Source organism: Arthrobacter sunyaminii, assembly GCF_018866305.1.
Classification (GTDB): domain Bacteria; phylum Actinomycetota; class Actinomycetes; order Actinomycetales; family Micrococcaceae; genus Arthrobacter_B; species Arthrobacter_B sunyaminii.
In genome coordinates, this window is record NZ_CP076456.1 from 1,966,955 (window position 1) to 1,991,581 (window position 24,627).

The 24,627-nt window shown below is 64.7% G+C and carries 24 protein-coding genes; 11 read left to right on the forward strand and 13 right to left on the reverse strand.

Going from position 1 to position 24,627, the window contains the following annotated elements; all coding sequences use genetic code 11:
* Window positions 1-269 precede the first annotated feature (269 nt).
* Entirely contained in the window at window positions 270-851 is a 582-nt protein-coding gene (locus KG104_RS08785; protein ID WP_104054377.1) for a TetR/AcrR family transcriptional regulator, read from the reverse strand.
* Between the two features lie 104 nt (window positions 852-955).
* Window positions 956-1,777, reverse strand: coding sequence for an SMP-30/gluconolactonase/LRE family protein (locus KG104_RS08790; RefSeq protein WP_104054376.1), 822 nt, complete (start codon window positions 1,775-1,777; stop codon window positions 956-958).
* A 192-nt stretch (window positions 1,778-1,969) separates the two neighbouring features.
* Between KG104_RS08790 and KG104_RS08795 the strand changes: the two genes are divergently transcribed.
* Window positions 1,970-3,562, forward strand: coding sequence for an ABC-F family ATP-binding cassette domain-containing protein (locus KG104_RS08795; protein ID WP_104054375.1), 1,593 nt, complete (start codon window positions 1,970-1,972; stop codon window positions 3,560-3,562).
* Between the two features lie 48 nt (window positions 3,563-3,610).
* Here the strand turns inward: KG104_RS08795 and KG104_RS08800 are convergent, their stop codons facing one another.
* Genes KG104_RS08800 through KG104_RS08830 form a run of 7 tightly spaced genes read right to left on the reverse strand, consistent with a single transcriptional unit; the run spans window position 3,611 to window position 10,231 of the window.
* Window positions 3,611-4,732, reverse strand: a complete 1,122-nt coding sequence (locus tag KG104_RS08800) for an acyl-CoA dehydrogenase family protein (RefSeq protein WP_104054374.1) — start codon at window positions 4,730-4,732, stop codon at window positions 3,611-3,613.
* Window positions 4,713-5,930, reverse strand: a complete 1,218-nt coding sequence (locus tag KG104_RS08805; RefSeq protein WP_104054373.1) for an acyl-CoA dehydrogenase family protein — start codon at window positions 5,928-5,930, stop codon at window positions 4,713-4,715. Before KG104_RS08805 ends, KG104_RS08800 begins: the two co-directional genes overlap by 20 nt.
* Window positions 5,931-5,945: 15 nt before the next feature.
* Window positions 5,946-7,124 (reverse strand): lipid-transfer protein, encoded by a 1,179-nt coding sequence (locus KG104_RS08810; RefSeq protein WP_104054372.1) that lies wholly within the window; start codon window positions 7,122-7,124, stop codon window positions 5,946-5,948.
* Window positions 7,121-7,528 (reverse strand): hotdog family protein, encoded by a 408-nt coding sequence (locus KG104_RS08815; protein WP_104054371.1) that lies wholly within the window; start codon window positions 7,526-7,528, stop codon window positions 7,121-7,123. Before KG104_RS08815 ends, KG104_RS08810 begins: the two co-directional genes overlap by 4 nt.
* Entirely contained in the window at window positions 7,525-7,974 is a 450-nt protein-coding gene (locus KG104_RS08820) for a Zn-ribbon domain-containing OB-fold protein (RefSeq protein ID WP_104054370.1), read from the reverse strand. Before KG104_RS08820 ends, KG104_RS08815 begins: the two co-directional genes overlap by 4 nt.
* Window positions 7,971-8,531, reverse strand: a complete 561-nt coding sequence (locus KG104_RS08825; protein ID WP_104054369.1) for an FAS1-like dehydratase domain-containing protein — start codon at window positions 8,529-8,531, stop codon at window positions 7,971-7,973. Before KG104_RS08825 ends, KG104_RS08820 begins: the two co-directional genes overlap by 4 nt.
* Window positions 8,528-10,231 carry an AMP-binding protein gene (locus KG104_RS08830; protein WP_207346766.1) on the reverse strand — a complete coding sequence of 568 codons (1,704 nt, stop codon included), beginning with the start codon at window positions 10,229-10,231 and terminating at the stop codon, window positions 8,528-8,530. The genes KG104_RS08825 and KG104_RS08830 overlap by 4 nt, the downstream gene beginning before the upstream one ends.
* 153 nt (window positions 10,232-10,384) lie before the next feature.
* On the opposite strand from KG104_RS08830, the gene KG104_RS08835 reads away from it, so the two are divergent.
* The 3 genes from KG104_RS08835 (at window position 10,385) to KG104_RS08845 (ending at window position 13,159) form a co-directional block, all read left to right on the forward strand.
* Window positions 10,385-11,182: an IclR family transcriptional regulator gene (locus KG104_RS08835; protein WP_207346767.1), complete on the forward strand. Its 798-nt coding sequence runs from the start codon at window positions 10,385-10,387 to the stop codon at window positions 11,180-11,182.
* Window positions 11,183-11,239: 57 nt separating this feature from the next.
* Window positions 11,240-12,007 carry a hypothetical protein gene (locus KG104_RS08840; RefSeq protein ID WP_207346768.1) on the forward strand — a complete coding sequence of 256 codons (768 nt, stop codon included), beginning with the start codon at window positions 11,240-11,242 and terminating at the stop codon, window positions 12,005-12,007.
* An 87-nt stretch (window positions 12,008-12,094) separates the two neighbouring features.
* Window positions 12,095-13,159, forward strand: coding sequence for an MBL fold metallo-hydrolase (locus KG104_RS08845; protein ID WP_207346769.1), 1,065 nt, complete (start codon window positions 12,095-12,097; stop codon window positions 13,157-13,159).
* On the opposite strand, the gene KG104_RS08850 is transcribed toward KG104_RS08845, so the two are convergent.
* Entirely contained in the window at window positions 13,139-13,591 is a 453-nt protein-coding gene (locus KG104_RS08850; RefSeq protein WP_207346770.1) for an acyl-CoA thioesterase, read from the reverse strand. The genes KG104_RS08845 and KG104_RS08850 overlap by 21 nt on opposite strands.
* Window positions 13,592-13,709: 118 nt before the next feature.
* Here KG104_RS08850 and KG104_RS08855 point away from each other — a divergent pair, with 118 nt between their 5' ends.
* On the forward strand, window positions 13,710-14,453 hold the full coding sequence (locus tag KG104_RS08855; RefSeq protein ID WP_207346771.1) for an SDR family NAD(P)-dependent oxidoreductase: 744 nt from the start codon (window positions 13,710-13,712) through the stop codon (window positions 14,451-14,453).
* A gap of 52 nt (window positions 14,454-14,505) precedes the next feature.
* Here KG104_RS08855 and KG104_RS08860 read toward each other — a convergent pair whose 3' ends face one another.
* Together KG104_RS08860 and KG104_RS08865 are read right to left on the reverse strand one after the other, a co-directional pair.
* Window positions 14,506-16,116 (reverse strand): flavin-containing monooxygenase, encoded by a 1,611-nt coding sequence (locus tag KG104_RS08860; RefSeq protein WP_207346772.1) that lies wholly within the window; start codon window positions 16,114-16,116, stop codon window positions 14,506-14,508.
* Entirely contained in the window at window positions 16,113-17,057 is a 945-nt protein-coding gene (locus tag KG104_RS08865; RefSeq protein ID WP_207346773.1) for an alpha/beta hydrolase, read from the reverse strand. Before KG104_RS08865 ends, KG104_RS08860 begins: the two co-directional genes overlap by 4 nt.
* Window positions 17,058-17,156: 99 nt before the next feature.
* On the opposite strand from KG104_RS08865, the gene KG104_RS08870 reads away from it, so the two are divergent.
* Window positions 17,157-17,774 (forward strand): PadR family transcriptional regulator, encoded by a 618-nt coding sequence (locus KG104_RS08870; RefSeq protein ID WP_104054360.1) that lies wholly within the window; start codon window positions 17,157-17,159, stop codon window positions 17,772-17,774.
* 41 nt (window positions 17,775-17,815) lie between these two features.
* On the opposite strand, the gene KG104_RS08875 is transcribed toward KG104_RS08870, so the two are convergent.
* Entirely contained in the window at window positions 17,816-18,604 is a 789-nt protein-coding gene (locus KG104_RS08875; protein ID WP_207346774.1) for an SDR family NAD(P)-dependent oxidoreductase, read from the reverse strand.
* 175 nt (window positions 18,605-18,779) lie between these two features.
* Here KG104_RS08875 and KG104_RS08880 point away from each other — a divergent pair, with 175 nt between their 5' ends.
* The 5 genes from KG104_RS08880 (at window position 18,780) to KG104_RS08900 (ending at window position 24,545) form a co-directional block, all read left to right on the forward strand.
* Window positions 18,780-20,009, forward strand: coding sequence for an ABC transporter substrate-binding protein (locus KG104_RS08880; protein WP_207346775.1), 1,230 nt, complete (start codon window positions 18,780-18,782; stop codon window positions 20,007-20,009).
* A 39-nt stretch (window positions 20,010-20,048) separates the two neighbouring features.
* Window positions 20,049-20,909, forward strand: a complete 861-nt coding sequence (locus tag KG104_RS08885) for an SDR family oxidoreductase (protein WP_104161019.1) — start codon at window positions 20,049-20,051, stop codon at window positions 20,907-20,909.
* Window positions 20,910-21,121: 212 nt separating this feature from the next.
* A complete protein-coding gene (locus KG104_RS08890; RefSeq protein WP_104096793.1) occupies window positions 21,122-21,979 on the forward strand; it encodes a branched-chain amino acid ABC transporter permease in 858 nt (285 codons plus the stop codon).
* A gap of 2 nt (window positions 21,980-21,981) precedes the next feature.
* Complete coding sequence (locus KG104_RS08895) at window positions 21,982-23,805, forward strand: branched-chain amino acid ABC transporter ATP-binding protein/permease (RefSeq protein WP_207346776.1); 1,824 nt, start codon at window positions 21,982-21,984, stop codon at window positions 23,803-23,805.
* Window positions 23,802-24,545, forward strand: coding sequence for an ABC transporter ATP-binding protein (locus KG104_RS08900; protein WP_104161021.1), 744 nt, complete (start codon window positions 23,802-23,804; stop codon window positions 24,543-24,545). Before KG104_RS08895 ends, KG104_RS08900 begins: the two co-directional genes overlap by 4 nt.
* The last annotated feature ends 82 nt before the right edge of the window (window positions 24,546-24,627 follow it).

Below are 24,627 nucleotides of genomic sequence, written 5' to 3' on the forward strand. Positions count from 1 at the left end.
GGCCCGCGAGGGGAGTAGCGGGAGCGGAGTAACGGGAGGGCGGCGCTGAGGCGCCGCCCTCCTTTTTTGTGGAGCACCTTTTGGGATCCGCTGCCTGGAGTTGTTGCTATCCACTAGTATCCACTCATATAAAATTTTCCAGATATGCGCCGTAGTCCCCGCACCCAATACAAAATCACCCCCTTGCCGCACCACCAACACGTTCAAAACCCATCAAAGACGGGAAGGGTGCAACCGGGGGACAGGTTCCGGACCGAAGTTCAAATCCCTCAGAGGTTGTCGACTCCGAGCAGCCGCAGAGCCATGAGGCTATGGTGCTCACCAATCTCTGCCGCGCTGAGCCGCCCGTCACCGCGGTACCAGCGTGCTACATCGATGCACAGGGAAAGCAGGGTAACCACCGCCATGTTTGCGTCCGGAACGTTGAACACACCTTGCTTCAAACCGTCGTCAACAATGGAGCGGAATTCATCCTCCACCTGGTGGCGCATCTGCAGGACTTCGGCCAGATGCTCGTCGCTCAGCGCCGGCAATTCGAAGTTCACTACACGGGAGCTGGTGTGGTTGACCGCCTGCCATTCCACCAGGTTCCGGACCAGGGCTGCCATCCGGTCCACCGGGCTGTCGTCCTTCGAGCTGCCCGCGCTGGCCCGCACCAAGTCCAAGGTCTTCTCATGCCCCACCTTGGAAATGCAGTAGAGCAGATCTTCCTTGGACTTGTGGTGCACGTAGACGGCTCCGGGGGTCACCCCGGCGCCGGAGGCGATGTCCCGCGTAGTGGTGCCGTGAAAACCTTTCGCTGCGAAGGCGGCAGTGGCGGAGGAGAGCAGCCGCTGTGCTGTGTCGGTCATGGCCGTTGCTCCGTATTCTGCGTGCGTGATGTGTCGCTGAATGAGCGATCAGCAACCAGCGTAACAGCGGCCCAATCCGGGCCCGGCAGTTACTTCATCCGCAGTTACTTCACCCGCAACCCCATGACGTGGCCGGTGCGCTTGGCGGCCGGGTCCATGGCCTGAGGCCACTGCGCCGTCATCATGAACAGCAGTCCGCCGTCTTCGCCTCCGGCGGCGCACGAGAAGCAGCCCTGGTCCAGCTGGATGGTTTCGAGCACCGAGCCGCCCTGGGCCACCCGGACACAGCGTTCCCCGGGGACCTCGGCGAACCAGATCCCGCCGGTGCCGTCCCAGCAAATACCGTCCGGAGCACCGCCGGCAAGATCAGCCCACAGTGAGCCTGCGCCGAGGCTTCCGTCTTCCCGGATAGGAAACGCGGTGAGGCGCCCGGCATTGGACTCCGCCACCACCAGCGTGCTGCCGTCCCCGCTCACCAGCATGCCGTTGGGGAAGGCCAGGCCGCCGGCAACCTGTTCCACGGAACCGTCCGGCCGGATGAGGGCAATGGCGCCGTTGTCGGCTGATTCCCCGGAATAGTCGTAGCCGATGCCGTTGACATAGATATTGCCCGCGGGATGCACCGCGATTTCATTCCACGGGTACTCGGAGATTCCGTGCAGGTCCGCCAGAGGGACCAGGCCTGCATGCGGCACCTCCAGCAGGACGGCTGCATCGCTGCCGGAGACCACCGCCATCCGGCCGTCCGGCAGCCAGTCAAAGCAAATGGGTGTTGACGGCACGCCGGTAACCCGCCGGACGTTCCCCGCGGCGTCGAGGGCGGAGATTGTGCCGGCCAGCCAGTCGGCAAACCACAGTTCGCTGCCGTGCCAGCGTGCCGATTCGCCCATTCCCAGCCCGGACACAAGGGTTTTCGCGTCGGACATCGAACACCTCTCTTAATCGGTAAAGGTGAACCTGCCATGGACTGTCCAGTATGCCGCTGCGGCCGGGCTTCGAACAGGGAGAGTCCGCAACAGATAAGATGAGTGGCTGGTCAACGGATGCAAGACCAGCAGTGCGTCCCATCCGGCCGCCGGCACCGTTCACCAGTTCCCATCCCGAGAGGAAATCCCCGAATGAGCCTAATCCGGCTGCAGGACGTCAATGTTGGCTTCGACAAGACACAGATCCTGCGTGAGGCGTTCTTCCGGCTGGAACCCAAGGACCGGGTGGGACTGATCGGCAAAAACGGTTCAGGTAAATCCACCCTGCTGAAACTGATCCTGGAACAGGTGCAGCCGGACTCCGGCACGGTCAGCGTGGAGACGGGGTTGAAAATTGGCTACTTCTCCCAGTTCTCCGAGCTCAACGGTGAATCCACGATTACCGAGGTCCTGGACGCCCTGTTCGTGGAGATTAAGGCCGCTGAAGCCGAGCTTGCCTCCATTGATGAGGCCATTGCCGCAGATCCTGAGCCCAAGGCGCTGGATAAGCTGATCCGCCGGCAGTCGGAACTGTTCGAAACCATGGACCGGCTGGACGGCTGGGACTATCCGCGCCGGATCGACGCCGCCCTGACCACGCTGGGGTTCAGCGAAGCACACCGGACCTGTCCCATCGATGCCCTGTCCGGCGGCTGGCGCAACCGTGCCGCCCTGGCCAAGATCCTGCTTCAAGCACCGGATGTGCTGCTGCTGGATGAACCCACCAACTACCTGGACGTTGCCGGCGTGGAGTGGCTGGAAGGCTGGTTCCGCGATTTCCGGGGCGCCGCCGTCGTCGTCTCCCACGACCGGAAGTTCCTGGACGCCGTAGTGACCCGCATCATCGAGGTGGAGAATTACCACCTGCACGAATACCCCGGAAACTTCGGCGAATACGTGATCCAGAAGCAGTTCCGGCTCAAGGCGCTGCAAAGCCAGTTTGTGCATGAATCCGAGCTGCTGGCGTTTGAAGCGGAAGGTATTTCCGACCGGCGCGAGGCCGCGAAAGCCGGCAGCGACGGCCTGGGCAGCAAGCTGGCCAAGATCAAGAAAGCCCGGGCTCCGCGTCCGGTGGACCAGATCATCACGGAGATTTACGGCGGTCTGCACGTCAAGGACAACCTGTGCCGGGTGGAGTCCGTGGCCAAGTCCTACGGTGACAGGACGCTGTTTCAGGACCTGAGCTTTGAAATCCGCCGCGGCGACCGGCTGGTGGTCCTCGGTTCCAACGGCAGCGGCAAGACCACGCTGCTGCGTGTGCTGACGGGCGAGGAAAAGGCCGACGCCGGCAAGGTTGCCTGGGCGAACGGGGCGAAGATGGTTTCCTACAACCAGGTGCTGGCGGAGCTGGACGACGGCGACACCGTCACGCACTCGGTCAACGCCATGCCGGACAGCCTGGCCCTGACCGCCACGAAGAAATCAGTCAACCGGTTCCTCACCATGTTCCAGTTTTCCGAAGCAGATCTGAAGCAGAAGATCGGCAACCTGTCCGGCGGACAAAAGGCACGCGTGGCCATGGCCCAGTGCCTGCTTTCCGGTGCCTCCGTGCTGCTGCTCGATGAGCCCACCAACCACCTGGACCTCTCCAGCACCCAGGTCATGGAACGGGCGCTGCTGCACTTCCCGGGAGCTGTGGTGGTGGTCAGCCACGACCGGTTCTTCACCGACAAGATCGCCAACCGGCATCTGGTGTTCGGTGCCGACGGCGCCCGGCCGGGCGAGATCGACCTGCGGGTTGCCTAAGCCCCCGGCCAGCGCCTGTCACGGCAGCCGGCCGGAGGTGTAGGAGAGTTAAGCCGGGGTTCCGATCATCGGTACGGTTTCCAGCATTGATCCGAGTTCGGACATCAGGGCCGGAGCACTGCCCAGGGAATAGGCGTTCTGCCGTCCCCACAGGAAGTAGCGGTGGATCTGGTAATCGATGTCCGCGCCCATGCCGCCGTGCAGGTGCTGGGTCGCCAGCACGACGCGAAGGCCGCCGTGTGCCGCCCACCAGGACGCAACGAGCGACGCGGATTCCGCGCCGTCGTCGCCTCGGTCAACGAGCCAGGCGGCCCGGCGGGTGGTGAGCTTGATGCGCTCGGCATCAAGGTGTGCGTCGGCGGCCCGGGCCGAGACGGCCTGATTGGCCGAGAGCGGACGGTCGAACTGGATGCGCTCGGAGGTGTAGGCCGCAGTGATGGCGATGGCTTCTTCGCAGATTCCGGCCTGGACTGCCGCCAGGGCAATGCGTCCGAGCATGCGTGCCTGCTGCACCGGCATGGATCCGCCGGTGAGCACTTCGTCGTCACCAACGTGCACCGCATCCAGAACAACACTGGCGGCCGCACCGTGACTCGTCAGGGAAACGCTCTCGCGGCTGACCCCCTCCCGGTCCACGGGCAGGATAACGGCGATCACGCCGTCGTCTGTCTTCACCGGCACCAGCAGGGCAGCTGCATTACCGGCACCCGGGACCGCCAGCAGGGTGCCGGAGATCCGCCACCCGCTGCCGTCGCGTTCGCCGCGTACAGCGTTGTCGCCGTCAACGGCCGCGTCAATGGCACCGGTAATCAACAGCGATCCGTCAAGGAACCCGGGCAGCCAGCGGTCGCGCTGCGCGTCCGTTCCCCAGCAGGAGATGGGCAGCGCGGCCATGGCGACGGCGGCGGCGAAGGGAACCGGGGCAACCCGCCGGCCCTGCTGCTCCAGTACCGCCACCAGACCGAGGACGCCCAAACCGGAACCGCCGTGTTCTTCGGGCAGTGCCAGCCCCAGGATTCCTGTCTCCGCGAGGGCTTTCCACAGTGCGTCGTCGTGCCCGCCTTCTTCGCGCTCGACGTCCCTCACGCGCGTGGTGGTGGCCATCTGCGTGAAGACTTCCTCCGCCAGCTGGGCTGCTTCGCGCAGATCCTCATCGAGTTCGAACTGCATGTGCCTCTTCCTTCTTCTCTTGGCGGCGGACCGCTACGGTCATTCCCAGTGACTTGGCGGCAACAAGATCCCGCAGGACCTCGTTGCTGCCCCCACCGAAGGTATTGTTCTGCGCGCGGCGGGCCAGTGTCTCGACCCGGCCGCTGATGGCGGCACCGCGGGATCCCGGGCGCAGCAGGCCTGCCACACCCAGCACGTCCTGCAGCTTGCCGTAAACCTCCACGACTGTTTCCGTTCCAATCACCTTCGCTGCGGCTGCGTCTCCGCCGGCCAGCGTGCCGGCGGAAACATCGGCAACGAGCCGAAGGTTCACCAGCTCCGCCGCTGAGAGCAGGGCGTAAACCTCCGCCAGTGTCGAGCGGACCCAGGGCAGGTCCAGGACGTGTCCGTCACCGTACGGTTCGGTGCGGGCCCAGTCCAGAACCTGGCTGAAGAGCTCGTTGGCGATGCCGCCGCGTGCGGCCAGGGCAACGCGTTCATGGTTGAGCTGGTTGGTGATCATCCGCCAGCCCTCGTTGAGTTCGCCGACGACATTGCTCAGCGGGACCCGGACATCCTCGTAGTAGGTGGCGGCGGTGCTGATGCCGCCCACGGTGTGGATCTCGGTGGCAGAGAATCCGGGGGCCGTGGTGGGCACCATGACCACCGAAATACCCTTGTGCCGCGGTGCATCGGGGTCCGTGCGCACTGCCAGCCAGATCCAGTCCGCAAAGATGGCGGCGCTGGTGAAGAGCTTGTTGCCGTTGATGACCAGCTCGTCGCCTTCGATCCGCGCGGTGGTGCGCAGCGAGGCGAGGTCGGTGCCGGCACCGGGCTCCGAGTAGCCGATGGCGAACATCAGCTCTCCGGCCAGGATCGGCGGGAGGAAGAACTCCTTTTGTTCCTGGGTGCCGTGTTTCATCAGGGCGGGCGCAACCGTGTTCAGGCTGACCAGGGACAGGGGCGCATTGGCGCGGATCACTTCGTCATAGAAGACGAACTGCGCTTCGGGGTCCTCGCCCCGCCCGCCGTATTCCTCGGGCCAGCCAAGGCCCAGCCAGCCGTCGGCGCCCATCTGTTTCAGGATCCGGGAGAACGTCGGGCCGCCCTCGGTCTGGTCCACGAGGTCGCGGGCGTCGTCGGCGTTGATGATCCTGGCGAAGTAGGCGCGCAGCTCCGCGCGCAGCTGCTTAGAGGCCGGTGAAAGATCTGGATTCATTGTCACTCCTGGGACTCAGTGGTCGGTAGCAAGGATGAGTGCGCTGTGCGGCACGGGCGAACCACCGGTGACCAGCACATTCGCGAGGTTTTTGGGCGGCTGGTTGACCGATGTGCCGCGGATCAGGCGCACGCCTTCGGCAATTCCGTTCACACCGTGCAGATATCCCTCGCCAAGCTGGCCGCCGTGGGTGTTGATCGGCAGCGAACCGGTGAGCTCCAGCTGGCCGTCGGCGATCATGTCCTTGGCCTCGCCGCGCTTGCAGAAACCGTATTCTTCGAGCTGCAGCAGGACCATGGGGGTGAAGGCGTCATACAGGATGGCTGCATCGATGCCTTCCTGGCCGTGTCCGGCCTGCTGCCACAGCTGCCGGGCTACCAGTTCAACTTCGGGCATCTCATCGATGTTGTCCCGGTAGTAGCTGCTCATGGAGATCTGCTGCGGGCCCACGCCCTGCGCGGCGGCAGTGATGATCGCCGGAGGATGCGGAAGGTCACGCGCGCGTTCGGCACTGACGATCACCAGTGCCTGCCCGCCGTCGGTCTCCTGGCAGCAGTCCAGCAAACGCAGCGGATCCGCGATCATCCGGGAGGCCTGGTGGTCCTCAAGGGTGATGGGACGGTTGTGGAACCACGCCAGCGGATTGTTCGCCGCATGTTTGCGGGACAACACAGAGATCTGCCCGAAGTCAGCGCTGGTCACGCCGAACTCCTGCATGTAGCGCCGGGCGAGGAACGCCTCCTGCGCCGCAGGGGTGAGCAGTCCGTACGGATTGATCCAGTTGCGGTACTCCTGGTCCGTGGTGGTGGCGTAGGCAAACTGCGGGGGACCGGAGCCGAAACGGTGTCCGGAACGCTCGTTGAAGGCCCGGTAGACGACGACGACGTCCGCCACTCCGCTGGCGACCGCCATGGCTGCCTGCTGCACGGGAGCGCAGGCTCCGCCGCCGCCGTGCGGGATGCGGCTGAAGAATTTCAGCTCCGGGATCCCCAGCGCCCGGGCCACGGCAATTTCCGGATTGTTTTCCATGGAGAACAGGGAGAAGCCGTCGACTTCCTCAACCGGGATCTGCGCATCGGCGAGCGCCGCCAGTACTGCTTCACAGGCGAGGCGCCATTCACTGCGTCCGGAGTCCTTGGAGAATTCGGTGGCGCCGATTCCGGCAATGGCTGCCTTCCCCGAGAACCCGCTCATGCCGCGGCCTCCTGGCGGGTCAGGTTCACCGTTGCCGTGACATGGATGCCCCGGTCATGGGAGCCGGTCACCTTGACCGTGGTCCCGGCGGCATCCGCGGCGATGATTTCTCCGGTCAGGTGCAGAACGTCCCCGGGGTGCAGCGGCATACCCAGACGAAGGGAGACCGAGCGCAGCCGCGCAGCCGGTCCGGCCCAGTCGGTGACGTAGCGTCCCACGACACCGTTGGTGGTATTGATGCTGATAAAGATGTCCGGCGTTCCCCGGTTAATGGCCGCATCCGGATCGTGGTGCACATCTTCGAAGTCCTGCGAAGCGATGGCGCCGGCAACTATGAAGGCGCGGTCGATCGGGATGTCCAGCACCGGAAGCGTTTCTCCCGGTGTGAATCCGTTGCTGCTCATGACACTCCTTGCTGAGTAACGTCTGATTCCCCGTGTCCGGGCCGAAGCCTCAGACGGGGGAGTACCTCGCCGTGGGCGTGTTCGGCAAAGTAGACCTCCACCGGGCAGCCGACGGCGAGGGCATCGTGGTCGGTGGGCTCGAAGTCCGCCACCAGACGGGTGCCGGTATCCAGGTCCACGAGCCCTACCAGGAGCGGATAGGTGAAGGCCGGATCCTGAGGGTGGTGGACCACGGTCCAGCTGTGGAGGGTTCCCTGCCGCGAAGACTCCACCGAGTCCCAGTCGAATGATCGGCACCGGGGACAGCTTGGGGCGGGCGGATGGCGCAGGGTTTCGCAATCCGTGCACCGCTGCACGAGCAGGCGGCCCTCCGCGGCGCCGTCGAACCAAAACACGTTGTCATGTGTCCGCACCAGATGCGGAACAGCAGTGCCCGGGATAGTCATGAGTCCTCCTTGGGACGAAACCGCAGCAGCGTGAACTTTTCGGTGGCGATGGTGTTCTGTTCGGCGTCCACATACCGTTTGCCCAGAACGAGGAAGAACCCTTCGCCGAGTCCGGTCTTCTTGGGCCCGGCGACGGAATCGATGGTGATGTGGCAGCTGACCTGTGTTCCCACCGTCAGTTCGCGTTCATACTCCTGCTCCATCTGGGTGGCCACCACCGAGGTGTACCCGGCCTGGTCCAGCAGGGACAGCAGCTCCGCGTAGGGGGTGGCCTCGACGACGCCTTCCGCCCGCGCGCGCTGCACTTCCCGCCAGCGGCGGTATCCGGACATCACCCACGTGGAAACCATGGCCGGGGGAGCGATGATGCCGCTGCGGCCGTTCTCCAGTGCCGCTGTCTCGTCGACGTAGACCGGATTCCGGTCGTCCAGGGCCTCGGCCCAGTTGCGAATCATCGCCTCCGACACCCCGTAGCGGGCCACCCGTGGAGGCTCAGCTACAGTTCCAACAAACCGCTGCAGATCCTCAGCGCGCAGTACGTGTTGGGCAGTTGTCATCGGGTACCAGCTCCTACAGTTTCTACGAGGGCAGCAGATGCTGCGGGGAGGGAATTGATGCGCCCCGCCGCGATGAATTCATTGCGCAGTGCTTCACGGTGTCCATCCTCCATGCGGATGTAAGCACTGCTGCGGTTCCGGGCCCACCAGACGTTCTCCGCTTCCCAGGCCACCTTGCGCAGTGGAGCCTTGTCGATTTTCGCGTTGGCTGTGGTGGGCGCTTCGTCAACTACTCGAATAAAGGTGGGACGCCATTTGGTGCCGAGGTCCGGTTGGGCATCGAGAAAGGCTGCCAGATCAACGGGATCGAATTCGGCGCCCGGATGAAGCACCAGGGTGCACATGAGCTGATCGCCCGTCAGCGGGTCCGGTACGGCATAGGCATGGACTCCGGAGACGGCCGGATGCCGCGAGATAATGCGTTCAATGGGAGCGGTGCCGAAGTTCTCACCGTCCACCCGCAGCCAGTCCGAGGTTCGGCCGCCGAAGTAGAAGTAGCCCTCCTCATCGCGGTACCCAAGATCCCCGGTCCAGAAGTCCTCTCCACCGAACCGCAGGCGTTCGGCCATCGCCTCGGGGTTCTTGTAATAACCCTCAAAGCGAGGACCTGCTCCCACCACGACGATCTCCCCCGTGGCTTCCTCGGCATTGAGGAGCCGTCCGGTGTCGTCGAACTGTGCCCTGGGGCATTCCGTGCCGTCGGCGGAGCGGATCTCCACCGCCATGCCGGCAGCCGGGAGGCCGAGGGCGCCGGCGGGCGTGCCCGGTACGGGAACGATGCGGATGATGCCCTCGCTTGACCCAAAGCCTTCACGGACCTCGCAGCCGAACCGCCGCCGGAAGCTTTCCGCTTCGGCAGGAGATGCCTCGGAGCCGAAGACTGATTCAAGGCAGTTGTCGGCGTCGGCCGGATCTTCCGGCTGAGCCAGAATGTAACTCAGTACGCGTCCCACGTAGTTTACGAACGTCACCTTGTGCTCGCGGATATCGCGGGCGAAACGGCTGGCCGAGAACTTGCGGACCATGACCACTGTGGCCCCGGCCTCGGCCGCCGTGGCCAGGTTCATCATGATGCCGTGGCCGTGGAACAGCGGCAGGTGCAGGTAGCTGACGGACCCGCGGTGCAGTGAAATGCGCTCCGTCAGGCTGGGAGTCACTGTGCCCAGGCGTCCCTGCGTGCAAATGACGGCCTTGGGGGCTCCGGTGGATCCGGAGCTGAACAGCAGCAGATAGATCGCGGACGGGGCCGGTATTTCTGCGGGCAGGGGAGCGCCGGCATGGGATTCGAGCAGCTGAGCGTAAGCCTCAGACTCCACGTCGAAGATGCGGCCTGCCGGCACCGGCAGCTCCGGGCAGTCATCGGACGCCAGATAGAGTGGTTCGCTGATCAGGAGATCGCAGTCCGCGTGCTGCATGTCATGCGTGAGTTCAGCACCGCGCCGTGTCGGGTTGATGCCGACAATGACGTCGCCGCTCAGTGCTGCCGCGAGAAGCCAGAAGACATAGTCGGGGGTGTTCTGCAGCAGGACTCCCACATGGACCTGGTGGCGTCCGGTGCCGGGCTCAATGGTCCCGAGGATGGCGGCGCGGGTGGATGCCTCGTCGATGACCTGGGCCCAGCTCCAACTCCGCCCCTCGAAGCGAAGGCCCTCATGCTCGTCCTGCGCGCGGCTTGTCACCACTTCTGCGTACGTTCGCACCGCATCTTCTCCTTGTTGTCCCAGCATTTGGCTCTACGCTAGGTGAACTTCAGCCCCGCTCCGCCGCTGTCCCACCCAGTGGAATCCGCTGGGTGGAATCCCGCTGGGCGGAACCGCCACGGCACCGGGCGTACGGCGCGGCAAACTGTACCCATGACTGATGCACAGCAGTTTGGTGATGCGCTGCGGGACGGCGCGGGACCGCGCAGCGGTGTTCTGGAACGCGTCACCCTGATCATGGACTGCCTCGGCGAGGCCCCCGGCCACCTCGTGCTCGAAGACGTTGCCGCCATCACCGGGCTTGCAAGGTCGACAACCTTCCGGTTGCTCCGCAAGCTGAGCGATCTGGGCTGGGTCAGCCACGACGTTGAAGGCTATGTGCTCGGACCGCGGTTGGCGTACCGCGGAGTGTTGTCTGATTTTGACGGGCTCCGGGCGGCGGCGTCACCGGTGCTGGCTGAGCTGGCAGCCGCGACTGGCTTCGTTGCGCATCTTGGCATCATGCACCGCGGGTTCGTGGATTATGTGGACAGGACCGGCACGGGCGCTCAATCGAGCGTGCCCACGCGGATTGGAACCAGAATCTTTGCTCCGGAATCGACCTCCGGCATGGCGATCCTCGCCTGGATGGACCCCGAGGAAGTTGACGCCGCCATTGAGCACGCCGGAGTGAACCGCACGGGCAGCCGCGAGGAACTTCACCGTGAGCTTGCCGCTGTACGGCGCCGGGGAGGCCTGGCCTACCGGGACGGCAGCCGCCATGCCAGCGGCGTCAGCTCCGTGGGTGCGGCCATCATCGGTCCCGGGGGACCGGTGGGTGCGGTGTCGGTTGCACACCGGGGAGCCATCCCCGAGCAGGTCACCGGTCCGCTGGTGCTGCGCGCCGCCGAGGCCATTGGCACCGGGTTGGGTAACGGGACGGGTAACGGGACGCGAAGCCTGCCGCGGTGAAACCGGAAAGACAGCTCTGCTACGGTAACCAAACAAGTGCTTGACAAAGGAGTTTGCATGCTCGCCGAGATGGCCTTTTTCTCATTTGTGGAACTCACGGACCCCACGACGCACGGAGCCTACAACCGTTGGCATCAACTCGACCACCGGCCGGAAAACCTAGCCCTTCCCGGCGTGGCCTGGGGGGACCGCTGGGCACGCACCGGCAAGGAAACGGAGCCTGTCCGAGGAACGGCCGTGGACGGCACTGACTACGTGGCAATGTACTGGTTCCGGCCGCCCGTGGAGGAGAGCGTCGCGGCATGGGACCGTCTCGGGGAAGCATCATTTCAATGGGGGCGGGGTCCCATCATTCCGGGAGTTCGGCGGCCGCTGCTCGGTTTCTTTCGACCGGTCAAGGGCTACGCAGCGCCGCGCGTGCTGGTCGATCCGGACGTCCTGCCCTACCGTCCGAACCGCGGGCTGCATCTGACCCTGACCCGCTATCCAGAGCCCCACAGCCGGGATGCACACGATGCCTTCGCCTGGGAAGATACCCGCCTGATTCCGGAACTGCTCGGGGTGGACGGGGTGGCCGGGGCCTGGACCTTCTCATTCAGCCATCCCCAGCAGCACGGCACGCTGCCGTTCAAAGGGTCGGTGTCCGCGCCTCCCGGTGGCCTGCGGGTCCGAATGCTCTACTTGGACGAAGATCCGGGTCCAACGGCTGAGGCCGTCACGCAGGCGGAACAGGCCGTCAACGCGGCACCGGAAGCACCGCGAAACACGGGTGAGGTGCTGTTCGCCTCGCCGCTGCAGACCATCATTCCGTGGCAGGACTGGTAGCTCTCCGTCATCATCGAATCCAGCGGCCCTTGATGCGTCCCGTGACGCGGACGCCGTCGTGGACAAAGCGCTTGCTAGACTCTCGCCATGAGCAGCAACGGAGTGCGTACCGTCCGCCCGACGAGCGCCGGGCAGCTGGCCGCACTGCAGTCCGGAGAACTGCCGCGGCCTGAACGTGTTGCGGACAAAGTGTGGGCCATAGCCGCGCCCATCCCCGAAGGCAGCGTCACTTACACTCTCAGCTATGTCCTGGTCAGCGCCGATTCGGCGTCGTTCTCCATCCTGGACCCGGGCTGGGACTCACCCGTTAACCTTGACGCCCTTCACCGGTCCCTGGGGCTGATCGGGCTTACCCTCGAACGCCTCTCCACCATCGTCGCCACCCACCACCACCCCGACCACCTCGGTATTGCAGCCACGCTCAAAGCCATGACGGGTGCAAGGGTGGTGCTCTCCCGAGAAGAGCGGGCTGTCCTGACGCACCAGCTCAGCCCTGAGTTGCGGAGCCCGGCGTCGTACACCCCGGTCCTGGAGGCATGGGGAGTACCCGTTGCACACCGCGCCGAGCTACTCGCGGCCTTTGCACGGCCGCCGGTATTCTCCGACATTGAGCCGGATCTGATGCTGGACAACGGCGACGTGCTGGATCTGGGCGGCCACACCTTAACGGCCGTCGCGACGCCGGGTCATACGGGAGGGCATCTCTGTTTCGCCGACGATGAGCGCGGACTGCTCTACAGCGGTGACCACGTACTGCCCCAGATCCACTCCGGGTTCGGTCTTGGCTCCCTGCCGGCAGACAAGCCGCTGCCTGATTACCTGACGTCGCTGCAGTCCCTGCAGCGGTTCGGCGGATACGAGGTGCTGCCGGGACACGAGTTCCGCTTCCGCGGACTTGACGCGCGGGCCGCTGACATTTGCTCGCACCACCTGCGGCGTACGCAGCGCATTGCCGATCTGCTGCCCGAACTGGGGGATGCGCCAGTGTGGGACTACGCGCGGCGGACCCACGGACCGGGCTGGTCCCGTCTGTCCGGATTCTTCCTGCACGCAGCGCTGCGCCAGACCGAAATGCACCTGGACCTGGCCCGGAGCGGGCCTGCGGTGCTCGGCGCACTCACGGAGGCTGCTTCAGCCGGTCGGGCCGGCTAGGCACTCCCGCAGAATGTCCGGCAGCCGGATAGGCCGCTGATCGGGGGAGACAGTCACGAGCCAGTTCGACGCGGTGGCCACCAGCGCGTTGTCGGCGCGGCGCCACATCTCAAAGTCGAACCGTACGGAGGACGTACCGATTTCGCCCACCCTGAGTTCGATGGTGATTTCCTCAAAGAGTTTGGCCGGCAACAGGTAGTCACAGTGGGTTGCCCTGGATACGGTCCACCAGCCGAACCGGTCCAAGAGCGTGTCCTGCCGCAGGCCATTCAGGAACAGATATTCCGTCTGCAGGGCCTCCATGCGGGGAAACCATGTCGCGTAATACAGGATTCCCGCCGGATCGGTATCCGCATAGCTCAGCCGCTGCGTGTGCTCGTGCAGCACCGGGCGCCGCTCCCTGTGCACCTGTTCCGTCCGGTTATCCGCCATCAGCTCCCCGTCATCCTCTGAATCCCGCTCCGGCCGTCCCGGTATCCGATTCCGGGCTATGCTGGCAACACTACACAAGCAAGTGCTTGTTTTCTATTGCCACTGCAGGGGAGCAGCCATGACAGCACCTGATTTCGGATTCCGCCGGGGCGACGCCATCCTTATCACCGGCGCCGGGAGCGGCATCGGCCGTGCCACCGCGGTGCGGGCCTCGGAGCTGGGGCTGCGGGTGAGCGCCTGGGACCTGAATGCCGACGGCCTGTCAGAGACTGCCGCGGTTATCCGCGCCCGTGGCGGGGAAGTGCACACGGTGGTCGGAGACGTCACTTCCGAGGACGTTGTGCAGGAAGGGCTTGCAGCGGCGCGCAGCACGCTGGGCGGGCTGCGCTACCTTCACAATAATGCGGGTCCGTCATCCGGAGCTCCGCTGGCCTTCGACGACGCATTGAACATCAGCGTCGGCAGTGTTCGCCGGCTCACCGAGGCCTGGGCCGCCGGCGGACTCCCTGACGGTGCCGCGATGGTGGTCACCACCTCCGTCGCCGGCAACCTGGTGGGCACCGAGGTTGACTGGTACTCGGCGGCCAAGGCCGCGCTGATGGGTTACGTGCGCCACACGGCGGCCCACCGCGCCGGTGAGTTCCGCTCCAACGGCGTCGCACCCGGCATGACGGACACCCCCAGGCTGCAGGGATTTGCTGACAGCGAGCGCGGGAAGGCTGTCCTCAGCCGCATTCCGCTGGCCCGGATGGCCAGTCCGGACGATATTGCCTATGCAGTGCTCTTCCTCCTATCGCCGCTGGGCTCCTACATCAACGGCGTGTTCCTGCCGGTCGACGGCGGGTGGACGATTACGCAGTAGGCGGCCCGGCAGGCGGCAGCCCGGGGACCGGACGGACCGGGCCGCACCCCCTTCAGTTTTCACTGAACACAAACCCGGGGTACCCGTTTCCGGCCACTTCGTCGAGGCGGGCGGTGTAGGTGTGGAAGCCGCCGAGGTAGGGCATGAAAGTGCGCGGCTTGCCGGGGATGTTCGCCCCGGCGTACCATGACGGCGCGTCGGCAAACAGCGTCTTCCCGGCAACCTCGCCCAGATGCGCCGTCCACGCGGCGGCCGCGTCGCTGCGCGCTTCGACCGACGAGTACCCGTGCTCGGCCGCGTGCAGGATGAGCCGGAGCGCATAGGATCCCTGCTGCTCGGAACCGAGCGCCATGTTGGAGAGCACGCTGGGGCTGCCTGGTCCGTTCAATGTGAGCAGGTTCGGAAAGCCGGGAACTCCGATACCCAGATAGGTCTGTGCACCGTCCTTCCAGGCGTCGCGTACGGTGCGTCCGTGCCGGCCAATGATGTCGATGGCGGTCAGTGCGCCGGTGAGCGCATCGAAACCCGTCGCGTAGACAATCGCATCCAACGCGTGGAACCCGGACTCCGTCTGAACGCCCCCGGGCGTGATGGCGGTGATCGGGTCCCGGCGAAGATTCACCAGGTGTACATTCGGCCGGGTATAGGTCTCGAAGTACCCGGAATCCGTGCAAATGCGCTTTGTGCCGATGGGATGGTCCGTCGGCGTGAGGTCTCGGGCCAGATCCTCATCCCGCACGATGTTCCGGAGCCGGCGTTCAAAGTAGACGCGCGCCGCATCATTGATTTCCGTGTCGATTGTCTGGCGTTCAAAGGCCTTGCCGTAGAGCACGCCGCCGCGCGTCCAACTCTCGGCCAGGACCTGCTCACGTTCCTCCGGGGCCAGATTCTCGTAGGGAACCGAATAGGATCCCCAGGGGCTCCCCGCCGCACTGTTCCAGGACTCCTTCCGGCGGCGGGGGTACTCCTCGAGTACCTGCTGCCATTCCTCGTCTGCGAGGGGACGGTTGTAGGCGGGAACACTGTAATTGGCGCTGCGCTGGAACACGGTCAGCTCCGCGGCCTGATCGGCAATCAGCGGGATCGACTGCACGCCGGAGGAGCCGGTTCCCACGACGCCGACACGGAGGCCGGTGAAGTCCACGCCTTCGGCCGGCCAGTTCGCTGTCAGGTACACGGCGCCGGCGAAGGAATCACGGCCGGGAAGATCCGGAAGGTTCGGCTGGGACAAACTCCCGGTCGCCATGACCAGCCATCGGGCCGTGACGGTGTCACCGGCGCTGGTGGAGATGTGCCACACCTGAGCGTCCTCGTCCCAGCGTGCACCGGCAACCTTGGTGTCGAAGCGGTAGTCCCGGCGCACATCAAACCTGTCGGCAACGTGGCTGAGGTAGCGCAGGATCTCGGGCTGCGTGGCGTAACGCTCGCTCCAGCGCCACTGCTGCTGCAGGTCCTCGTCAAAGGAATACGAGTAGTCGATGCTTTCCACGTCGCAGCGTGCCCCGGGATAGCGGTTCCAGTACCAGGTTCCGCCGACGTCACTGCCGGCCTCGATGCCAAGAACGTTCAGCCCGGCCCGCCGGGCATGAATGGTTGTGTACAGGCCGGCAAAACCTGCGCCCACGACGACGACGTCGCGGCTGGCGGTGTTGTTGCTGCTCATGGGGTGTGCTCCTTGGTGACGGTGTTTTGGCCGGCGAACAGCCTGGTGAAATCGGCCCACAGGATGGAGCGGGCGGATGCTCCCGGTCCGTAGCCGGGCATGGTGAGGAAGCCGTGGAACTGGTCCGGGTAGTGGCGGTGCAACGCAGTGTTTCCCGCCCCGCGCAGCAGTGCAGCATAGTCGCGTCCCTCGTCGCCAAGGGGATCGAGCCCGGCGGTGACGGTGATCGACGGCGGCAGGGATGAGAGGTCTTCAGCCGTTTGCGGCATGAACCGCCAATCCGGAGCGGCCTCCGCGGCGGGTCCGCCAAGGTAGGTCTCCCAGTAGAAGCGCAGGGCACGGGCGGTGACGAAGTAACCCTCTGCCCTCAGCCGGTAACTTTCGGATTGCATGCGCGGATCGAGCATGGGATAGATCAGCACCTGACCGGCAATCAGGTCCGACCCGCGGTCCCGCAGGGTTAGGGCAGCTGCGGCAGCCAGATTGGCGCCCGCACTGTCCCCGGCCAGAACCAGGCCCCGGGCCGCTTCCCCCCTGTCAGCCAGCCAGTGCGCGACCGCGACGACATCAGCCACCGGGGCCGGCGCCAAATGCTCGGGCGCCAGACGGTACTCAACGGAGACAACGGATGAACCCGTCCCCGCCGCCCACAGCCGGCAGAAGCGATCGTGCCCGGCTATCGATCCGTGCAGGAATCCGCCCCCGTGGGCGTAAACCGTGGCCGGGGCGGACGGAGACGGTGCGTGGGGGCGGTAAATCCGCACGGGAATGCCGCCGTGCTCCGACGGAACAAGTGCATCCTCCGCTGCCGCAACATCATCGAGGTTCTGTGCGGGAGGGATCCGCGCATCGACAGCCGCGCGGGCTGCCAGTGGGTCCATGCCGGCAATATCGGGAAAGGAAGCATTCAGAGCTGCCAGCATGGTTTGTGTCTCGTCCATTGATCTCCTTTGATCCGGGGGACAGTAATAAGGAGACTATGACTAATAGTCATAGTACGATTTGAAATATGACACAGGACCAGCAGGGGGTCAAGAGCAATGAAGACTGAACCCGAATCCGACGCCCAGGCGCCGGCCGAACTTCCCGCCACCAGCCGTGCTGTGCTGGGTATCCTCTCCTTCGGCGAGGAGCTCTCCGGCTACGACGTCAAGCGGTGGGCTGAACAGAGCCTGGCGTTTTATTACTGGGCGCCGTCCCAGAGCCAGATTTACTCCGAACTCAGGCGGTTGGAGGATCAGGGTCTGGTTGAATCCCGGGTCGAGCAGACCCATGCGGCAAAAAGCCGGCGGCTCTATTCGATTACCGGTGTGGGCCGCCGCCGCATGAGGGAATGGATTGACGGGCAGGCGCCGGACCCCGTTGTGCTCAAGCAGTCCATGGTGCTCCGGCTCTGGGCCGGACACAACGGTGAAGCCGAACGGCTCGCCGAGCAGTGGGCCGACTATGCCGACCAGTCCCGGGATACTGCCGCACGCGCCGCAGCACATGCCCTTTCGGCAGAGAAAGTGCCGGCCTGGCGCTTTCCTGCACTTGCACTGGAGTGGGCGGAAAAGTACTACCGCGATGAAGCTGCCCGGGCGGAATGGGTACTCGAACGCCTGGCTGAACTGGAGGCGGCAGAACGGGACGGCGGAGGCGCAGCGGCCGAGCGCTGACGGGCGGGGGAGCGCGGTGCCTGCTCCCGGAGTCAGCGGCGCTAGACGCCGTACCCGCCGTCGACGTCGAGCTTCTGCCCCGAGATGAACCCGGCGCGGTCCGACGCCAGGAAAACGACCGCTTCGGCAACGTCTCCGGCGCTGCCGAAGCGGCGAAGCGGAATATTTGCCGTGGCTGCGGCAAGCGCCCGCTCGTCGAGATCTCCGGATTCCATGAGCCGCGCCGACATTCCCTCGGTCAGCATTCCCGGGCCGACGCAGTTGACCCGGATGCCAAACCTGCCCTCCTCGGCCGCCAGTGCCATGGCCAAGGCCTCAACTCCACCCTTGGGCGCTGCGGAGAGACCGTCCCTGACCGGATAACGCCGGGTGGCGGCGGTGGTGACAACAACAACGGAGCCGGCAGAGGCACGCAGTGCCGGCAGCGCGCCCGACACCACGTTGAAGAAGCCAACGAGGTCAGCCTCCACCTGGGATGCGAACTCCGCAGGTGAGACCCGGGAAAGATGAACCATGGGTACGTGCGGTCCTGCAGCATGCACGAGCGTGTGGATTGCGCCGTGCCTGGCCAGGAGCTGCGTGAACAGCGCATCGACGGCGGCGGTGTCGGTCACGTCAAGGCGGTGGGCCGAGGCCTCCGAACCCAGCTCTGTAAGCAGGCCATCAGGCCGATTGCTTCGGTAGGTCAGGGCCACCGTGCTTCCCCCGGCAGCCAGCCTGCGGACAATGGCTGCACCGATGCCGCCGGAACCGCCCACCACCAGGGCAACACCGGGCTTCGCGCTGAATTCCGGTGATGCGCACGACAGGTCCTCTGTGGAAGTTTGCATTGCCGCACACTAACAGTTTCCACTGGCCAAGCAAGCGTTTGTTGACTAGCGTCGCATTGTGTTAGCGTCCAGACAATCAATCGCTTGGTGAACTACTGGCCGTCTCGACAGGGCCACGGCGAGAGATCATGCTCTGCACCCCCACACCCGGGATTGTCTTCAAGGGAGAAGTTCAATGAATGTTTTGCCGTTCCGCGGCCGCCGCGGACTCTTGGTTGCCGCAGCAGCAACAACAACCGCACTGATCCTCTCGGGCTGCGGCAGCGAGGCCGGAGCTGGAGAGGCAGGGGACGAACCGTTCCGCATCCTCGTCCTGGGCGCGCTGAGCGCCGAGGGTGCGCTCGGCATCAACGCCTCAACCTCGGTCCTTGCCGCTCAGGCCGGAGCTCAGGTGGCAAACGAAGACGGCGGTATTCTTGGCCGCGACATCGAAGTCGAGGTTGCCGATGACCAGGGCGACCCTACGGCTGCCGTGACGCTGGTCCGCGAAGCCATAAACTCCGACACGCCTCCTGACGCCATCCTGAATTCCGGGCCATCGCAGGTGGCGGATGCCACGCTGCCCATCATCAACCAGGCGGGCATCCTTTCCTTCAACATTGGACCTACCGAAACTTCGCTGGATCCCTCGGTCTTTCCACTGAACTTTGACATCTCCGCCGGTCCCAGCCATCACGTGGCCGGCCAGGCGAACCACTTCGAAGAGATGGGGTACACGTCGGTCGGCGTTCTGCACGGGAGCAGCTCCTACGGCGAGTCATACGGCAACCTGGCCGACGAGGGGTTTGCAGACGGGGGTATGAAGGTCGTCGGAAATGAAGAATACGACGTCGCCTCGCTCGACATGACGCCGCAGCTCGAGGCGCTCCGGGCAAAGAACCCGGACGTACTGGCCTTGGATGCATACGGAGCCCCGCTGGGGTACATACTGCAGGGTCTTGAAAAGCTGGGCTGGGATGTACCGGTCGTGGGCAATGTTTCAGTTGCCGCTACCGGACTGGTCAACACTCCGCCTCCGTCGGGGGTGTTGGGAACGGAGCAAGTGGAAAACCTCGTGATGGAGGTCTACCGAAGCACGGTTTACAACCCCGAAGCGGAAGTAACCAACCGTGCGGTGGAAGCGATGCTCTCCATTGACCCCATCAAGGCCACCCTGATCCTTGCCTACAACTACGACGCCGTGATGCTGCTCAAGGCAGCTGCCGAGTCGGTCGGAAGCACGGATGACCCCGAAGCACTTGCCGCTGCCTTGGAGGACCCGGAGGTCACCAAAACAGCAGAGACGGCCATCCTGAACGAATACGTCTTCAGCGCGGATGAGCATTCACCGGCCATTGCCGGCGACGAGTTCCAGTTCATTCCGCCGTCGGCTGTCAAGGACGGACAGTTCCACGTCGCGAAGTAGGAACCGCAGCGGAAATCGGGCGAGCATCAAGGGGCAACCATGAGCAGTGCGGAGCACTTATACAACGGCAAAACCGCAGTCATCACGGGCGGCGGATCCGGTTTGGGCGAAGGCCTGGTCCGGCACGCCGCCGCCCTGGGCATGAACGTCGTCGTTGCCGATATCAACGAGGCTGCTGCCACGAAGGTCGCTGATGACATAGTTCGGGCCGGCGGAAACGCTGTTGCGCTTGCGGTCGATGTCCGTGATCCGGAGCAGGTCGACAGCCTGGCGGAGGCGTCCTACAGGATCTTCAAGCGTGTGGACCTTTTGGTCAACAATGCGGGCATCGAGCAGTTCGGATACCTCTGGGACACCCCCGTCGCGAACTGGCGCAGGATCCTGGACATCAACGTCAGCGGAGTGTTTCACGGAGTGCGGTCCTTTGTGCCGAGGATGATCTCGGCGGGCGGCAGGAGTTCCGTGTGGAACACAGCGTCAGTCGGAGCGGTCACGGGCATCAGCCGCCAGGGACCATACCTGGCGACCAAACACGCGGTCCTGGGCCTCACCGAAGCACTGAAGCTGGATATGGACCATGCCGGCCATGACATCAGTGTTGCCGCCGTGCTTCCCGCTGCCGTCTCCTCCCGCATCTTCTCGGATGCGGGGACAGTTCTCGAGGGCGACCTGGAAGCAGCAGAGGGTGCCCGCAGGGACATGATGACCCTGCTTCCCACAGCCTTGGATCCGCTGGATGCCGCGCGGGCCATCTTCGACCAGGCGGCGGCCGGAGAGTTCTACCTGCTTTCCCAGCCCGGATACGTCGCCGCCATCATGGCGGACCGGGGTTTGCAACTAACCCGGCGTTCCGCCCCGCAGGAGCCCCGGCGGCACAGTTTCGCAGCGCGGGACCACTAGGTTCCGATTGACTCCCCACCCACCTGCACGGCCCCTGCGGTGCCGTCCGGCCCGTCTGCGGCCGCACAGCCCGGCAGCGGGATCCGGCATCACAATTCACAGAGGAATCAACGTGTTCGCAGAGGAAGAAACATGAGTCCGCACATCCAGTCCGCTGAGGCAGCGTTTGGGTTCAGCAGCGCCGGCTGCACCGGGCTGAGGGGAGAACTCCGATGACCGTCATACTTGGCGGCCTTGCGCTCGGCGCCGTCTACGCGCTGGTTGCGATCGGCTACAACATCATTTTCATCTCGTCCAAGACCTTCAACTTCGCCCAGGCCCAGCTCATGATGTTCGGCGCGTTTATCGTCTACACCGGAGTATCAGTCTTCGGACTGAATCCGGTCATCGCTGCAGTGCTGGCCATGATCATCGTCGCGGGCATCGCCTACCTCGAGTTTGTCCTCGCAATCCGTCCGGTGAAGGACCAGCACAACGTTCTGGTCACCACGCTGGGGGCCGCAGTGCTGTTGGACGGGTCGGCCCAGCTTCTCTGGGGCGGCGAGCCGCTTAAGGTTCCCTTCTTCGCCGGCGATTCAGCCATCGACATCTTCGGCGGCCGGGTCTATCCGGTGGAGATAGCCCTCGTTCTCGTGGTCGCCGTGCTCGTCATCGGATTCGCCGTCTACGGCCGGGTCTCACTGACCGGGCTCGCCCTGCGCGGCATGTCGGAGGACAGCGAAGCTGCCCAGCTCCGCGGGGTCAACGTGCGCAACCTTGCGCTGATGACCTTCATCTTTGCCGGTGCCCTCGCCGGCCTGCTCGGAGTTATCGTCGGACCCAAAACCTTTGCCGTGGCTACCCTGGGCACCGCCCTGGCACTGAAGGGCTTTGTGGTCCTCGCGATCGGCGGGTTCGGCTCGATGCCCGGTGCTGCCGTCGGCGGTGTCATCGTTGGGCTGACCGAAGCGCTGGCCGCGCGTTATCTGGGAGGCGAGTTTGCAGTCCTGGCAGTCTTCATCCTGCTGATCGTCATCCTGCTCCTGCGTCCTTCAGGACTATTCGTTCGCACCAAAGAGAGGACGGTCTAGCCATGGCATTATGGGTTCGACTTCGCGCACTGCCGGCCTGGGTGTTTCCGCTGCTGATCGGAATCATCATTGTCCTTCTTCCCATGCTGGGAATTCCCTATTCCACGCAGCGGCAGGTGCAGCTCACACTGATCCTCGCCCTCGTCGTGAGCGGCCTCAACCTGAGCCTTGGCTACGCCGGCGAGCTCGCCCTCGGCCAGCCGGCGGTATATGCCGCCGGTGCCTACACCGCAGGCCTGATGTCAAAGGCAGGACACACCGAGATTCTGGTCCAGCTGGCCGCGGGCGCGCTGGCCGCCCTGGTGGTCGGATTGATCACCGGAGTACCGGGCCTCAGGCTGGGTGGATGGTCCCTCGCCATGACCTCCTTCTTCCTCGTGCTGCTGCTTCCGGACGTACTGGCGATCTTCAAGGAGGTAACCGGCGGCCGCAACGGGCTCAGCGGTATCACGCCGCCCACCCTGTTTGGCCAGCGCATCACCGACGACATGCTGTTCATGGTGGTGGCGCTCGTCGTCGTCGTCTGGTTTGTGATTGTCCGCAACATCATCGTGTCCCGGCACGGTGTGGCATTCCGTGTCCTGAAACGCAGTCCGGTGCTGGCCTCGTCACTGGGCATCTCGGTGTTCCGGATGAAGCTCACGGCCTATGCGCTGGGTGCTGTTCCCGCCGGCTTGGCCGGCGTGCTGTTCGCCAACGTCGACCTGTACGTGTCACCGGAGGCCTTTGCCTTCGGATTTGCCACCACGGTGCTGGCGGCTTCCATTCTGGGCGGCTCGGCCAGCATCTACGGAGCCCTGGTGGGTGCGGCAATCCTTCAGTTCGCAACCAACAGCTCCCGCGAGTTCCAGGAATACTCCCTGCTCTTCACCGGGATCTTCCTGATTGTGGGCGGCGTGTTCCTGACCGGCGGCATCGCCGGCCTGCTGCGGACGGCGGTGAGCCGGCTCGATGCACGGGCCCGGCAGGCAGGACCGGTGCCTGCCGCACCGGATTCGCCCGCAGATACCGCCCTCACCGGTTTTGCCGGCAAGCGGCTGGTCATCGACAACGTCTCGAAGGCCTTCGGCGGGAACAAAGCGCTCAAGGGCGTATCGCTGACTGCCGAGCCGGGGCGGGTGACTGCCCTTATCGGCCCCAACGGATCAGGCAAGACAACCCTGTTGAACATGGTCTGCGGATTTTATCGGACGGACACCGGGGCGATCTCCATTGACGACCGCCGGCTGGATTCCACGGGGCCCGACGCCGTGGCGCGGGCCGGCGTGGCCCGCACCTTCCAGACCCCCAACATTCCCGAGGGAATCACCGTTCTTGAGGCCGTCGTTTCAGGGCGTTACATGTCCAACCGGGCATCGATCCCCGCGGCGGTCCTCCAGCTGCCCGGGTTCCGCCGTATCCGGCGGGAAGACCGAAGCGAGGCCGACCGCGTCCTTGGGTTGGTGGGCCTCACTAAGTACCGCGACGTCGAAGCCGTGTCGCTGCCCCTGGGCATGCGCCGGATGCTCGAAGTTGCCCGGTGCCTGATCTCCCGCCCGGGAGTGCTTCTCCTGGACGAAGTAGCCTCCGGCCTGGACGAACACGAGGTGGAGATGCTCTCGGAGGTGGTCCGCAAGGTGACGGCAGCCGGCGGCACCGTGGTCTTGGTGGAGCACAACTTCCAACTCGTGCTCTCCCTTGCCGACACCATCGTGGCGCTGGCCCACGGCGAGGTCATGGCCACCGGAACACCGGCCGAGATCGAATCAAATCCGCGTGTGCTCAACGAGTACCTCGGCATCGAAGCAGATGAGGAAGCGATGATGGAACCGGAAGGTCAGCGATGAATGCGACAACGCAGGCTCCACTGCTCAAGGTCGAACGAATGGTCACCGGATACGGGGATCTGCGGGTGGTCCGGGACGTGTCTTTCGAAGTGCGGGCCGGACGGCTGACGGTCCTGCTGGGCCGTAACGGTGCCGGCAAGACAACGACTCTCCGTGCTGTGTCAGGTCTGAACAAACTTGCAGGCGGCAGCATCACGTTTGACGGTGAGCCGATCGACAAGCGCTCGGTGGCGGATCGCGTGCGAATGGGAATGTCCTACGTGCAGGAGGGCAAACGCGTCCTGCACGCCCAAACCATCGAGGAGAATCTGCTGCTGGGCGGGCGCATTCGAAAAGTGCGCCGTGCCGTGCTACACGAGGAAATCGAGCGCATCTACTCGCTGTTTCCGATCCTCAAGGAGAAGCGCTCCCTGCCGGCCGGAAGCATGTCCGGCGGCCAGCAGCAAATGCTGGCGATTGGGTCCGCACTCATGGCCAAGCCGCGGCTGCTGCTCCTGGACGAGCCCTCCGGCGGGCTCGCTCCGGTTGTCGTGAAGGAAGTAATGCAGCGGGTCGCCGAGCTGAAGGAGACCGGGATCGGCATAGTGCTGGTGGAACAGGCGGTGGAAGCCTCTGTGGCCATCGCGGATGACGTGGTGGTTGTGGATATGGGCCGCAACGTTCTCGCCGGACCGGCTGCTTCGGTTGATCTTGAGGACCTGAAGCGGGCCTACTTTGGTGCACCTTCGCACCACCCGTGACGGCTGGCAGCCACCACGCAAGACCGCTTAACGACAACCTAGCGTTTGCTTGGTACAGTGTGAACCATTCGCGCCGTCGCGA

Excerpts from the sequence above, each read along its gene's own strand:
- KG104_RS08890 (WP_104096793.1), top strand. The coding sequence starts at position 21,122 with ATGACCGTCATACTTGGCGGCCTTGCGCTCGGCGCCGTCTACGCGCTG.
- KG104_RS08885 (WP_104161019.1), top strand. The coding sequence starts at position 20,049 with ATGAGCAGTGCGGAGCACTTATACAACGGCAAAACCGCAGTCATCACG.
- KG104_RS08880 (WP_207346775.1), top strand. The coding sequence starts at position 18,780 with ATGAATGTTTTGCCGTTCCGCGGCCGCCGCGGACTCTTGGTTGCCGCA.
- KG104_RS08860 (WP_207346772.1), bottom strand. The coding sequence starts at position 16,116 with ATGAGCAGCAACAACACCGCCAGCCGCGACGTCGTCGTCGTGGGCGCA.
- KG104_RS08785 (WP_104054377.1), bottom strand. The coding sequence starts at position 851 with ATGACCGACACAGCACAGCGGCTGCTCTCCTCCGCCACTGCCGCCTTC.
- KG104_RS08900 (WP_104161021.1), top strand. The coding sequence starts at position 23,802 with ATGAATGCGACAACGCAGGCTCCACTGCTCAAGGTCGAACGAATGGTC.
- KG104_RS08850 (WP_207346770.1), bottom strand. The coding sequence starts at position 13,591 with ATGGCGGATAACCGGACGGAACAGGTGCACAGGGAGCGGCGCCCGGTG.
- KG104_RS08840 (WP_207346768.1), top strand. The coding sequence starts at position 11,240 with ATGCTCGCCGAGATGGCCTTTTTCTCATTTGTGGAACTCACGGACCCC.
- KG104_RS08855 (WP_207346771.1), top strand. The coding sequence starts at position 13,710 with ATGACAGCACCTGATTTCGGATTCCGCCGGGGCGACGCCATCCTTATC.
- KG104_RS08810 (WP_104054372.1), bottom strand. The coding sequence starts at position 7,124 with ATGAGCGGGTTCTCGGGGAAGGCAGCCATTGCCGGAATCGGCGCCACC.
- KG104_RS08895 (WP_207346776.1), top strand. The coding sequence starts at position 21,982 with ATGGCATTATGGGTTCGACTTCGCGCACTGCCGGCCTGGGTGTTTCCG.
- KG104_RS08835 (WP_207346767.1), top strand. The coding sequence starts at position 10,385 with ATGACTGATGCACAGCAGTTTGGTGATGCGCTGCGGGACGGCGCGGGA.
- KG104_RS08875 (WP_207346774.1), bottom strand. The coding sequence starts at position 18,604 with ATGCAAACTTCCACAGAGGACCTGTCGTGCGCATCACCGGAATTCAGC.
- KG104_RS08815 (WP_104054371.1), bottom strand. The coding sequence starts at position 7,528 with ATGAGCAGCAACGGATTCACACCGGGAGAAACGCTTCCGGTGCTGGAC.
- KG104_RS08820 (WP_104054370.1), bottom strand. The coding sequence starts at position 7,974 with ATGACTATCCCGGGCACTGCTGTTCCGCATCTGGTGCGGACACATGAC.
- KG104_RS08870 (WP_104054360.1), top strand. The coding sequence starts at position 17,157 with ATGAAGACTGAACCCGAATCCGACGCCCAGGCGCCGGCCGAACTTCCC.
- KG104_RS08805 (WP_104054373.1), bottom strand. The coding sequence starts at position 5,930 with ATGAATCCAGATCTTTCACCGGCCTCTAAGCAGCTGCGCGCGGAGCTG.
- KG104_RS08800 (WP_104054374.1), bottom strand. The coding sequence starts at position 4,732 with ATGCAGTTCGAACTCGATGAGGATCTGCGCGAAGCAGCCCAGCTGGCG.
- KG104_RS08795 (WP_104054375.1), top strand. The coding sequence starts at position 1,970 with ATGAGCCTAATCCGGCTGCAGGACGTCAATGTTGGCTTCGACAAGACA.
- KG104_RS08865 (WP_207346773.1), bottom strand. The coding sequence starts at position 17,057 with ATGGACGAGACACAAACCATGCTGGCAGCTCTGAATGCTTCCTTTCCC.
- KG104_RS08790 (WP_104054376.1), bottom strand. The coding sequence starts at position 1,777 with ATGTCCGACGCGAAAACCCTTGTGTCCGGGCTGGGAATGGGCGAATCG.
- KG104_RS08825 (WP_104054369.1), bottom strand. The coding sequence starts at position 8,531 with ATGACAACTGCCCAACACGTACTGCGCGCTGAGGATCTGCAGCGGTTT.
- KG104_RS08845 (WP_207346769.1), top strand. The coding sequence starts at position 12,095 with ATGAGCAGCAACGGAGTGCGTACCGTCCGCCCGACGAGCGCCGGGCAG.